Origin of the sequence: Peteryoungia wuzhouensis (assembly GCF_003205195.1) — a bacterium.
Taxonomy (GTDB): Bacteria; Pseudomonadota; Alphaproteobacteria; order Rhizobiales; family Rhizobiaceae; genus Allorhizobium; species Allorhizobium wuzhouense.
Map to the genome: position 1 here is coordinate 463,212 of NZ_QJRY01000001.1, position 11,706 is coordinate 474,917.

The 11,706-nt window shown below is 62.1% G+C and carries 11 protein-coding genes; 4 read left to right on the forward strand and 7 right to left on the reverse strand.

Features of this window, described 5'->3' with window-relative positions:
• Positions 1-5 precede the first annotated feature (5 nt).
• Together DMY87_RS02440 and DMY87_RS02445 are read left to right on the forward strand one after the other, a co-directional pair.
• Entirely contained in the window at positions 6-1,433 is a 1,428-nt protein-coding gene (locus tag DMY87_RS02440; RefSeq protein WP_110789681.1) for an FAD-binding oxidoreductase, read from the forward strand.
• A 4-nt stretch (positions 1,434-1,437) separates the two neighbouring features.
• Positions 1,438-1,824: a winged helix-turn-helix domain-containing protein gene (locus DMY87_RS02445; RefSeq protein ID WP_110789682.1), complete on the forward strand. Its 387-nt coding sequence runs from the start codon at positions 1,438-1,440 to the stop codon at positions 1,822-1,824.
• Between the two features lie 16 nt (positions 1,825-1,840).
• On the opposite strand, the gene modC is transcribed toward DMY87_RS02445, so the two are convergent.
• The 4 genes from modC to DMY87_RS02465 all read right to left on the reverse strand — a co-directional run bounded on the left by modC (position 1,841) and on the right by DMY87_RS02465 (position 6,737).
• Positions 1,841-2,926, reverse strand: a complete 1,086-nt coding sequence (gene modC, locus DMY87_RS02450; RefSeq protein WP_110789683.1) for a molybdenum ABC transporter ATP-binding protein — start codon at positions 2,924-2,926, stop codon at positions 1,841-1,843.
• Positions 2,926-3,627 (reverse strand): molybdate ABC transporter permease subunit, encoded by a 702-nt coding sequence (gene modB / locus DMY87_RS02455; RefSeq protein WP_110789684.1) that lies wholly within the window; start codon positions 3,625-3,627, stop codon positions 2,926-2,928. Before modB ends, modC begins: the two co-directional genes overlap by 1 nt.
• A gap of 38 nt (positions 3,628-3,665) precedes the next feature.
• Entirely contained in the window at positions 3,666-4,463 is a 798-nt protein-coding gene (modA, locus tag DMY87_RS02460) for a molybdate ABC transporter substrate-binding protein (RefSeq protein ID WP_110789685.1), read from the reverse strand.
• A gap of 90 nt (positions 4,464-4,553) precedes the next feature.
• Positions 4,554-6,737 carry a DUF1217 domain-containing protein gene (locus DMY87_RS02465; protein ID WP_110789686.1) on the reverse strand — a complete coding sequence of 728 codons (2,184 nt, stop codon included), beginning with the start codon at positions 6,735-6,737 and terminating at the stop codon, positions 4,554-4,556.
• Positions 6,738-7,102: 365 nt separating this feature from the next.
• On the opposite strand from DMY87_RS02465, the gene DMY87_RS02470 reads away from it, so the two are divergent.
• Entirely contained in the window at positions 7,103-7,669 is a 567-nt protein-coding gene (locus DMY87_RS02470; RefSeq protein ID WP_110790346.1) for a DUF6101 family protein, read from the forward strand.
• A 132-nt stretch (positions 7,670-7,801) separates the two neighbouring features.
• Here the strand turns inward: DMY87_RS02470 and ubiA are convergent, their stop codons facing one another.
• Complete coding sequence (ubiA, locus tag DMY87_RS02475) at positions 7,802-8,755, reverse strand: 4-hydroxybenzoate octaprenyltransferase (RefSeq protein ID WP_110789687.1); 954 nt, start codon at positions 8,753-8,755, stop codon at positions 7,802-7,804.
• An 80-nt stretch (positions 8,756-8,835) separates the two neighbouring features.
• Positions 8,836-9,636, reverse strand: a complete 801-nt coding sequence (locus tag DMY87_RS02480) for a MipA/OmpV family protein (protein WP_483428578.1) — start codon at positions 9,634-9,636, stop codon at positions 8,836-8,838.
• 289 nt (positions 9,637-9,925) lie between these two features.
• Between DMY87_RS02480 and DMY87_RS02490 the strand changes: the two genes are divergently transcribed.
• Positions 9,926-10,813 (forward strand): branched-chain amino acid aminotransferase, encoded by an 888-nt coding sequence (locus DMY87_RS02490; RefSeq protein ID WP_110789690.1) that lies wholly within the window; start codon positions 9,926-9,928, stop codon positions 10,811-10,813.
• 5 nt (positions 10,814-10,818) lie between these two features.
• On the opposite strand, the gene DMY87_RS02495 is transcribed toward DMY87_RS02490, so the two are convergent.
• Positions 10,819-11,595, reverse strand: a complete 777-nt coding sequence (locus tag DMY87_RS02495; RefSeq protein ID WP_110789691.1) for a polysaccharide deacetylase family protein — start codon at positions 11,593-11,595, stop codon at positions 10,819-10,821.
• Positions 11,596-11,706: the final 111 nt, after the last annotated feature.

Genomic DNA, 11,706 nt, shown 5'->3' on the forward strand with positions numbered 1-11,706 from the left:
CAGACATGACCGTGACCATGAGCCTTGCCGAGCGCCTGCGGGCCTTTGTCGACATCGTCGGCGAAGCCAATGCGCTGACTGCCCCCGATGACATCCGGCCGTACCTCACCGAAAATCGCGGGCTTTACCACGGCGCCTCGCCGCTTGTGCTGAAGCCCGGATCGACGGCCGAGGTCTCAGCCATCCTCAAGCTCGCCTCCGAAACGGGCACGGCGATCGTGCCTGTCAGCGGTCGAACGGGTCTCGTTGGCGGCCAGGTGCCGCGCGAAGACAGCCAGGACGTGCTGCTGTCGCTGGAGCGGATGAACAAGATCCGCGAGGTCGATCCCGTTGCCGACGTGATCGTTGCCGATGGCGGTGCCATCCTTGCCGATGTGCAGAAGGCGGCGGAGGCTCATGGCAGGCTCTTCCCGCTGTCGCTCGGCTCCGAAGGATCCTGCCGGATCGGCGGCAATCTGGCGACGAATGCGGGCGGAACGGCGGTGCTCGCCTATGGGAACATGCGCCAGCTCTGCCTCGGGCTGGAAGTGGTGCTGCCTTCAGGGGAAATCTGGGATGGCTTGCGCAGGCTCAAGAAGGATAACAGCGGCTATGACCTGCGCGATCTCTTTATCGGCGCGGAAGGCACGCTGGGGGTGATCACCGGGGCGGTGCTGAAGATGGTGCCACGGCCGCGCGGGCGGCAGGTGGCCTATGTCGGGCTTGCCTCGCCTGAGGCCGCGCTCAAGTTGTTCGAAAAGGCTTCGCAGCGCTGCGGGACGGCTCTGACCGGCTTCGAACTGATGCCGCGCATCGGTATCGAGTTCACCACGAAACACATTCCCGGTGTGCGCGATCCGCTGGCCTCAGCGCATCCCTGGTACGCCCTCGTCGACATCTCGACCTCGGACTCGGAAGAAACCGCCGGGGCGATGATGCAGGAACTGCTGGCGGATGCCTTCGAGGCCGGCCTGATTGCGGATGCGGCGATTGCCAGTTCGATCGCCCAGCAGGATGCCTTCTGGCATCTGCGCGAGAGCATGTCGGATGCGCAGAAGCCCGAGGGCGGCTCGATCAAGCATGATGTCTCCGTTCCGGTCTCGCGCATTCCCGCGTTTCTGGCGGAAGCGGATGCGGCTGTGCATGCGCTGATGCCGGATGCGCGCATCTGCGCTTTCGGCCATCTCGGCGACGGCAATATCCATTACAACATCAGCCAGCCCGTCGGCGCCGACAAGGCGGCGTTCATCGCCCGCTGGCGCGAGGTGAATGCCGTGGTGCATGCCGTCGTTCACAAGCACACCGGCTCGATCTCGGCCGAGCACGGCGTCGGCCAGCTGAAGCGGGACGAGCTTGCGGCAAGCCGCCCGGCGATCGAAACCGACCTGATGCGGCGGATCAAGCAGGCCTTCGACCCGGCCGGCATCATGAACCCCGGCAAGGTGATCGGCTGACAGCATGACCGGCGCCCCGCACCTTTCGCTCCGGATCGATCTCGCCAACGGCGCACGGCTGGGGCCGGGCAAGGCGCAGCTGCTGGCTCTGATCGTCGAGCATGGGTCGATCCGGGCGGCAGGCGCTGCGATGGGCATGTCCTATCGGCGGGCCTGGTTGTTGGCGGACGAGATCAACCGGATGTTCCGCGAGCCGTCAATCTTCACCCGACATGGGGGAAAAAGCGGCGGCGGCGCGGGGCTGACACCGTTCGGCGAAACCTTGCTGGCTGCCTGCCGGCGGATGGATGGGGAGAGCCGCAAAGCATTGGCGGCGGATCTGGATTGGCTTGAAAGCATGCAATCGACCGATTTCATCGCTGGGGACGGCAAGGCCAAGGACGAAGGATGAGATTGGGCCGCAGTCCTCAGGCGTGGGCCTGACGAAACAGAGCTTCGGACGCGATCGATACCGTCTTGAACAGCAGATGCACCGGCTTTCCAGGCTGCAGCTCCAGCTGGCGCAGGGAGCGCCGGGTGACTTCCGCAACCACTGTGAGACCATTGCAGTCAACGGTGAGCGTGGCGCTCGCGCCAGTCGCTTCCCCCACCTGCCGGATACGACCAGAGAGCCGATTGAGGGCGGAGAGCCCGCTAACCGGCTCGATGGAGACGACGATGTCGGACACCGGCACAAAGAGCCGGACGCGGCTGCCAAACCTCAAAGGGGCGCGGCGCAGGAATAGCGGCCCGGCGGCCGAGAGGGCTTCGGTGAGGCCATCCTCTTCGTGGTGTGCGGTAATCACCGCCTCGATGAAATTCCCTGCAGGAAGCTCGCCGGAGGCTCGCGGCACGGTTGCCAGCGCCTGGTCGGGTCGACCAACGGGCGTTACCCTGCCCTTGTCGAAAGTCACGACCGCTGTCGCGAGCCTTGCCACTTCCTCGACGGAATGACTGACATAAAGGATCGGCACGCCGAATTCGTCACGGATGCGTTCGATATAGGGCAGGATCTGCGCCTTCAGGCTTGTGTCCAGCGCTGACAGCGGCTCATCCATCAGCAGAAGCTTGGGGCTTGCCATCAATGCACGGCCAAGGGCCACGCGCTGCTTTTCTCCACCGGAAAGGTGGGCCGGTCGACGGGCGAGAAGGTCGGCGATGCCAAGGAGTGCGGCGATGCGATCGAGATCCTCGCGGCGCTCGGCTTGCGGCAGCAGACGTTCGCCGTAACGCAGGTTCTGCAGCACGGTCATATGCGGGAAGAGCCGGCCTTCCTGGAAAACGTAACCGATGCGGCGGCGATGCGGTGGCAGGAAGATGGACCCGTCGCTCCAGGTTTCGCCATGGAAGACGATGCGTCCCTCCTGCGGGCGGACCAATCCCGCCACGATATTGATCAGCGTCGTCTTGCCGGAGCCGGAGGCACCGAAGAAGGCCGTCAAGCCCTCGCCCAGTGTCAGATCGGTCTCCAGCGTGAAGTCTCCCTGGCGGTGGCGAATGGCAAGTTCCAGCATCAGGCGGCTCCGACGCGGGCGGCGATGCGGCGCGACAGGAACTCGGACGCGATGAGCGCGCCGAGCGACAGCACGATCGAGATCAGGGTCAGGCGCATGGCCGCGACGTCACCACCGGGCACCTGGGTATAGGTGTAGATGGCCGAGGCCAGAGTCTGTGTTTCGCCGGGAATGTTCGAGACGAAGGTAATCGTCGCGCCGAACTCGCCCATGGATTTGGCAAAGGCGAGAATGGCTCCGGCGGCGATACCGGGCAGGACGAGAGGCAGGGTGACGGTGCAGAAGACGTAATGCGGCGGCGCGCCAAGCGTTGCGGCGGCCGCTTCCAGCCTTCGGTCGACGGCGTCGAGCGACAGGCGGATCGACCGGACCAGCAGCGGAAAGCCCATGACGGCGGCGGCAAGGGCGGCCCCCGTCCAGCGGAAGGAGAAGACCAAGCCGAAAGCCTGCTCAAGGAAGGCACCGACTGTCCCCTTGCGGCCGAAGGTGGTCAGCAGCAGATAACCGGTCACAACCGGCGGCAGGATCAGCGGCAGATGGACGAGGCCGTTGAGCAGCGCCTTGCCCCAGAACTGCTTGCGCGAGAGCAACCAGGCGACGAGCAGCCCCAAGGGCAGAGAGAAGACCACGGCAAAGGCCGCGACCTTCAGGCTCAGGAGCATCGCGGTCCATTCTTCGGCCGTCAGGGTCAAAAGGGGCATCCCGGATGCTGGATCAGTTGCGGTCGGTCCGTCTGGCTTCAGTTGGTCTTGGCAAGCACCGTGAAACCGGCGGCGGTGAAGATGGCATGGGCCTTGGCGCCCTGCAAGTAAGCGAGGAAGGCCGCAGACTCGGGGTTGCTGCCATCGGTGGTCAGGGCTGCCGGATAGACGATGGCCGGATGGCTCGCTTCGGGGAAACGGTCGAGAATTTTCACGCCCGGATCGACCTTGGCATCCGTCTCGTAAACGATGCCGAGCGGGGCTTCGCCGCGCGAAACGAGGAGAAGAGCCGCACGGACATTCTCAGCCTGGGCGACCTTATCCTTGACGCTTGCCCAGACGCCGAGCTTTTCCAGGGCCGCCTTGCCATAGGTGCCGGCGGGCACCGCCTCGACATTGGCCATGGCGAGGCGGCCATCGCCCAGAAGCGTTGCCAGCGGGAAATTGTCGCCGATGGTCGTGGTTGCCGCCGAATCCTTCGGTGCAACAAGCACGATACGGTTGCCGAGCAGGTTGATCCGGGTGTCGGCTTTGATCTTGCCGGCCTTTTCGAGGTGATCCATCCATTTGAGATCGGCCGAAATGAACACATCTGCCGGCGCCCCTTCCTCGATCTGCTTGGCGAGCGCCGAGCTTCCGGCAAAGGAGAGCCGCACCTCGTTGCCGGTTTCGGCCTTCCAGTCGGCGGCGATCTTTTCGGCGCTTTCCTTGAGGCTCGCGGCGGCAAAGACCGTTACCGGCTCGGCGGCGGTTACGATGCCCAGATTCGGCCCGGAAAGGCTTGTTGACGCAAAGACCAGGAGGGCGAGAGCGGCGGATTTCAGCAGGGTGCGCATGGCAGGCTCCATTTCGATATATTCTTTCGGATATATCGATAGCCAAAAAGAAACCCGCCTTCAAGATGCGAGGCGGGCTTCTCTAAACCTTCAAGCCTTTAACTGCGCGATACTAAGCAGCAGGTCTCCGGAGATTGTCCCGTTTCCGCCGGAGAGGATGCTGACAGCTGGTGAATCGATTTTCGCGTTTGCCGAGTCGTACATGGCTGTGTAGCGCTCGATCAGGCGCTGCAGTTTCTTCGGATCCTGCAGATCCGCCAGATCGAGTTTGGATTTGATCACCTTCGCCTGGGATTCGACCTTCATCTTGGTGAAGTCCTCCGAGAAGCCGAAGGTCGTGCGGAAAACTTCCGCAAGCGCCGTGTCGGCAACAATGTCGTAGGCACTGGTGATTGTGGGAGCCGTGCGCTGGAAATACAGGGCGAGACGCACCGCCTCGCTGCTCTGGCCTTCATTCTCTTCCAGCGTCTGGCGCATGAAGAGATTGATGGTTTCAAGCGTTTCGCCGCGCTGCTGGACGGTTCCCAGGGTTTTGCGTGTCAGCTTGCCGTCACCATCGAAGTTGAAGGATCCGACCAGCTCTGCCCATTTCTTGTCCGCCTGCTGATTGACGAAGCTCTTGCGGTCGCTGAGGTCGGAGGCAAAGGCCTTCTTGAGGAAGTCGTCCGTGACCTTCTTCGGATCGAAGCCATAGGCGCCCAGGACGACATCGATGATACGGCGGTCGGCCAAGAGATCCTGCACGGTCTCCACGCCCTGGATCTTGTCCTGATAGTAAGCCGCTTCCTTGCCGGCAGCCTCCTTGGCAGCCTTCAGCTGGTTGCCTTCCAGGAAACGCGCCTTGTTGACGATATATTCCTTGGAAATCAAAGTGGCTGCAAAGGCGCTGTGGGCCTGCAACGGGTCGTCGACATTTCCCTTGCTATCGAAATTGAAGAGCTTGGACATTGCGATCAACCGCTCGTCGCGGGACTTGTTGGCAAAACTTGCGGGATCGGTGAAGTCGCTGGTCAGCGCCTTTCGCAGATCCGCATTGCTAAACTCGCCGGCTTCGATGCCGAAGGCCCGCTGCAGGAGCAGCTTCATCGAGGCATTGTTCAGCAGCTCATCGACTTTGGTGACCTTGGCCATGCCGGACTTGTAGGCACTGGTCAGAGCGTTCTTCTTCGTCTGATCGACATCATCATAAAAGGTGGCAAAACCGGCATTGGTCGAGGCGAGCTGTGTGCTGCCCTGGGCCGGCTGGCCGGCCTTCACATCACCATTGGTGTCGAAGTTGAACTTCTGCGCGACGGCCACCCACGCATCGCCGCCGGTGGAGGCAAAATTGCCGTCCACGGACAGATCGCTGGTGACGATATTCTTGAAGACGGTCGAGGTGACCGTGCCCTCAAGCTGGAAAGCCGTCTTCACATAATTGAACAGGCGGCTGTCTGAGGTGATGTCAGCGACAGAGGTGACGCTTGCAATCTTCGAGGTGTAGTAGGCCTTCTCGCGCTCAAGGTAATAGTTGCTCACATAGGTCTGCTCTTCGTCGATATAGAGCGCGACCGTGTTTTCTTTCTGCGCGGCGGTCTGGGCCGTCGCGGCCGACAGGCTGCCGTCGGCGTTGAAGTTGAAGGCAGACGCCATTCTGAGGAAGCCGGCGGCGTCCTTGCCCTTGTTGGCCACCAGCTGGTTGACATAGCTGTCCGGGTCGCTGACGTCGCTGGTCAGCACCTTGAGGATGTGCTCCTTGCTGTAATACGGACCATCGATGCCATAGGCGCTCAAGGCATAGTTGAGCAGCCGGGAATTCCCCATCAGGCCCTGCGCGCTCGAAATCGTGTCGATTTGCTTTTCGTAATATTTGGTTTCCGTCTCAAGCTTGTCGCTCTCGGCGGCCAGAGCCTGGTCGTAACGGGCGAGCAGCTTCGTCTGCTGGGCATCCGTCTGGCCGTCCGCCTTTGGCGCGGTAAACTGGAAGGCGGCGGCAAAATTGCGATAGCGGTCGTCGCTCAGCTTGTTGGCAAAACTCTTCTCATCGTTGAGGTCACTCTCAAGAACCTTCTTCATAAAGGCCTTGGCATAGGTCATCTCTTCGAGACCATGGGCCTTCATCGCATAGGAATAAAGCTGATAGTCGTCGAGAAACTCGTCGACGGTTTTGACCTTGCCGATGTTGTCTTTGAAATGCTGGGTCTGACGCGTGACCGTACTGTCCGCGGCAACCCGGTCGAGGCTTCCCTTCAGGTCACGCGTGACCAGATTGTAGCTGAGATAAGTGGATACCATGGGGCATTCCTCGACGGACACATAGAGAGCGCAAATCGCATTATGCGCGCCAATCCTTGCCTGTAGCTTTATAGATTCCTGAAGAAGCGCATCGAAATGCAGAATTCGCAGATCGCGCGCATGGCGGCATCCCGGCCGTCCTCCCCGTCTTCTGTCTCTGGCTGAAACAGCGCGGCCGAAAGTTCACTTTTTCGAAACCCTGCCCGATATGACAAAACTAACCATTTGAGACCGCAAGGTTTTTTTTACCGCAATTTTTAAGCTGTCTCTCAGGAGGCGCGGCTATCTTGGCGTCATAGAGGACGCAAAGTCCCGAACAGACGAGCACATGACGCGCTCTCGGGTAAAACAAGGGTAGCATGAAGATGACGAACACCGTTTTGAAGCCTGCATGGGCCGGCGCCACCTTGCGACTGGATCCCTCGCGGTTCCCCCAGCAGGTCACCTACGCTCTGCGCGGCGCCTCTGGAGACGTGACGATCACCATCGACGAACGCGGCGCCGTGCTGCGCAAGATCCTGGCCGGCAGCGGACTTCCACTCTCCTTCGCCCTGCCCGCCCGCGCCTTCAAGGGCGTGGCGGCACGCGCCATCGACCATGGTGACGGCGAAGTCACCGTGACGCTGGAGCTGCATCACGACGATCCGGAACTGTGCATCCCGCTCTTGGTCGCACACGACCTCTGCGACATCGCCGCCGACTGGCGTGGATGGGCAGACGCCTTCCGCATTCCGATGCTGATGGTCGAAGCCGACGGCATTGCCCGGCCGTTGGAAGAACATATTGGTGAAGTGCGCGCCAAGGACACGCAGCCGCGCCGCCGCCATTCCTATTTCGCCGAGCGTCGTCCGCGCTTCCTCGTGCGCCGCACGACCGGCAAGCTGGGTGTAACGATGAAGATTTCCGGAAAGGAAATCATCGCCCGCAACTGATCCTGTCCCGACCTGGGACAAACAGAGGCCCGGATGGCAACATCCGGGCCTCTTGCATTTCAGGGTTTTACCCGATGAAGCGTGCCATCGGGGGACAGATCGGACACCACCGGAAATCCGCCTTCAACTCCCTCAGGCAAAGGGCAGTGCCAGGATGAGGCCGGAAAAGATGATGAGGCCGACGCGGTTGTTGGATTTGAACAGCTTGAGGCACTGCGCGCCGTCATCAATGTTGAGCACCTTGATCTGCCAGCCAAGCAGGGCGCCCGCCGCCAAGAGACCCAGCAGAGCCGGCCAGGCCGCCCCCGCCACGATGAAGGCGATGAGCAGAAGGAAGAGCGTCAGGCCGTAGAGACCGACCAGCCAGATCTTGGTGTCGTCGCCAAACAGGCGCGCGGTGGAACGCACGCCGACCAGCGCGTCGTCTTCCTTGTCCTGGTGGGCATAGATGGTGTCGTAGCCGATGGTCCAGGCCACAGCCCCCGCATAGACGAGGATCGCGGCGAGCGACAGATTGCCGTGAAGCCCTGCCCAGCCCATCAGCCCGCCCCACGAAAAGGCAAGCCCGAGGAAGAATTGCGGCCAATCGGTGAAGCGCTTGGCAAAGGGATAGATCGCAACGATGGCGAGCGACAGGATGCCGAGCACGATCGAAAAGGTGTTGAAGCAGAGCAGCACGACGAGGCCGACCAGCGCCTGCAGCACCATGAAGATCTTGGCATTTTTCCGCGAGATCCGGCCTGACGGCAGCGGCCGCGAACGGGTGCGGGCCACCTTGTCGTCGATTTCGTGGTCGACGAGGTCGTTATAGGTGCAGCCGGCGCCGCGCATGGCGACCGAACCGACGAAAAAGAGCACCAAGTGGAAGACGAACAGGCCAACGTTCAACCGGCCTTCTGCGGCGAGCGCATTGGCAGCCAGAGCCGAGGACCAGAAACACGGCCACATCAGCAATTGCCAGCCGATCGGGCGATCCCAGCGCGCAAGCTGGGCATGCGGCCAGAGCCATCGCGGCAGGACGCGATAGACGAAATTGTCGGAGGGCGCGTCGACGACGCGGTCGATATCGGGATTGGCTGTGCTCATATCGCATTTGATAGAGCATGGGCGGGGCCAAGAAAACTCTCCCCTGCCCTCCTCCTCTCAAAATCGACTGCGGCCTTTCGTCAGTCGAAGCTGACGCCGAACTTGTAGCTGGCGGAAACGCCGAACATCAGCTGGTTGCGGCTGCCTTCTTCCTTCACGAGGCTCGAATCGGCAGCGGGGCCGGCAAGGCGCTTGTATTCGGTAAAGGCGCTCATCGAGAGCTTGTCGGTGGCATCCCAGGTGATGGCGCCACCCGCGCCGTAAGAGGTGATGCCCCCTTCCGGATTGTACTGACTCAGCCCCGAGGCCGCGGATTCCGTGGCGTCCACGCCGTAATAGGCTTGTGTATAGCCGCTCGTGGCATAGGTCAGGCGCGGGCCGGCCGAGACGCGCAGGCCCGGTGCGACATCGGTGAAGGCATCCAGCGCGACGTCGGCCACGAGACCATCATGGCTGCGGAAGCCCTGACGCAGTTCGGCGCGGGCACGCAGGTAGTCGGTGACATAGAGATCGGCAAATCCGCCGAGTTCACCACCCCATTTGATCTCGGAAAGGCCCGTCAGGGCACTGTCTGTGCCGGCATCGCGACCGGGGAGGAACTTGCCGACCACACCTGCGCGCAGCACATCGGTGTCATAGATCGCGAAGCTCGGATTGTCGTTGCGGGACGAGAAACGGGGTGCGCCACCGCGTCCGACCGAGATGATCGGCTGGAAGAAGAGCTTGCGATTCTTCGAGCCTTCGAAGGTGGGCGCGGAAATGCCGGCGCCGCCGAGGGTCACATACCAGTTGCCGGAGAAGAAGCCATCGGCCCATGCCGGCGGCGCGACGAGCGCGACAGACGCGGCAAGAAGAGAGGCGAAACGCGCCTTGTGCATGATGACCCCCAGAGTTACGCAGAACAACAGACCGGCAGGGCAAAAGCCTTGCTTTCGTTCAATATCGCGGAAATCCGTTACGACACCTTTAACCACGACGACCAACACGCCGCGCAGACCATCAGTGCTCCCGACATTTCGATCGACCAAGCTGCTGAAGCGCCTCGAAAAAACGACCACGGGCCGAGATGAGGGCATGACACCGGGATTTCCCGTCACGAGCGCGAGTTTATCCTTGACCTCTCCGATTGCTGCGCCTTTGCTGCAAAGCAACGAAAAGAAGGAGCTCCCGATGGCCGTCGATACATCCGCCCGCACCCCCACCTTCACCTATGTCGATGGCGACTGGTTCTCCGGCAATCCGCCGCTGATCGGGCCGGTTTCGCATGCGATGTGGCTGGGCTCGACGGTGTTTGACGGGTCGCGCTGGTTCGACGGCATCGCGCCCGATCTCGACCTGCATTGCGAGCGGGTCAACCGCTCGGCCGAGAACATGGGCATGAAGGCCACGATGGAGGCGAAGGAGATCGAGCGGCTGGCCTGGGAAGGCGTCCAGAAATTCGACGGCAAGACGGCCATCTACATCAAGCCGATGTATTGGGCCGAACACGGTCAGATGGGCTCCGTCGTCGCCGCCGATCCGGACTCGACGCGGTTTGCACTCTGCCTGTTCGAAGCGCCGATGCACACGGCGAAGCCCTCCTCGCTCACCGTTTCGCCGTTCCGTCGGCCGACACCGGAATGCGCCATGACGGACGCCAAAACCGGCAGCCTCTATCCCAATTCCGGTCGCATGATCATCGATGCCCGCAAACGCGGCTTCGACAATGCGCTGGTGCGCGACATGAACGGAAACGTCGTGGAGACGGCGTCTTCCAACGTGTTCATGGTCAAGGACGGCGTGGTCTTGACGCCCGCCGCCAACCGCACCTTCCTTGCCGGCATCACCCGCGCCCGCATCATCGGGCTTCTGCGCCAGGCCGGTTTCGACGTGCGCGAGACGACGCTCTCGGTCGAGGATTTCATGAATGCCGACGAGATCTTCCAGACCGGAAACTACTCGAAGGTGGTGCCGGTGACGCGGCTGGACGATGTGCAGCTGCAGGAGGGGCCGGTGACGCGCAAGGCGCTCGACCTCTACATGGACTGGGCGAAATCCAGCCATGGAACGGATGGCTGATCGGTTCAGAAACTCTTGCTCGAGGCCGGCTCGGTCCGGTCTTTCAACCGGACGAAGCGGAAGCCGCGCGCCTTGAGGTCGAGGATGCCCTTGACCACGCCCTCGCCGGCCTCGTGGGTCGGCTGGTTGATGTGCGAGATGATCACGTCGCCATCCTTGGCACGGTGATACTGGCGCTCAACACCTGAAGCCCCCAAGAGCGAGCCGCTGTCGCCGTTGATGGAATAGCCGGCCACCCGATAGCCGAGCGACTGGATCTGAGCAATCGCGCTCGGCGTATACTTGGCTGTCGCACCGCGAAACCAGACCGGACGCTCGCCACCGGCGGCCACGATCGCCTCAGCCCCGCCCTCGACCTCGGCCGCGACAGCCTCGGGAGAACCGGCCGTCTTGATGCCGAAGACGGTCATCGGCACGTCGATGGCAGGCACATGGTTTTCGCCGTGATCCTCGATCTCGAACAGATCGGGATTGGCGCGCATGACGGCGAAGGCGGCGGCGTTGTGTTTCAGCCAGCGGGCGGTGACGAAGATGGTCGAGGGGATGCGGTTGTCGATCAGCGTGTCGAGGATGCGGTCGTCGACCTTGCCCATGCAGGCATCGAAAGTGAGGGCAACGGCCGGCCCCTCCTCTTTTACCTGGGCGATCGTCAATTTGGGCTCGGTCAGGCGCGGCTTGGATGCGGCGGTCGAAGGCTTGGCCGGGGTCGGGGCTGCCGCACCGATCGATGCCGCGCAGAAGAGAGCGAGGCTCGAAAACCTCAAGGTGGTCACAATCGTCATTCTCGTCTGCCTGTTGTCTGTCCTGCCGTCTGCAGCAAGCTGCACGGAACACTCGGCTTGAAGTCCCGCCGGGGCGGCTTTATCTCTGAACCACACAGGCAGGCAATCTGC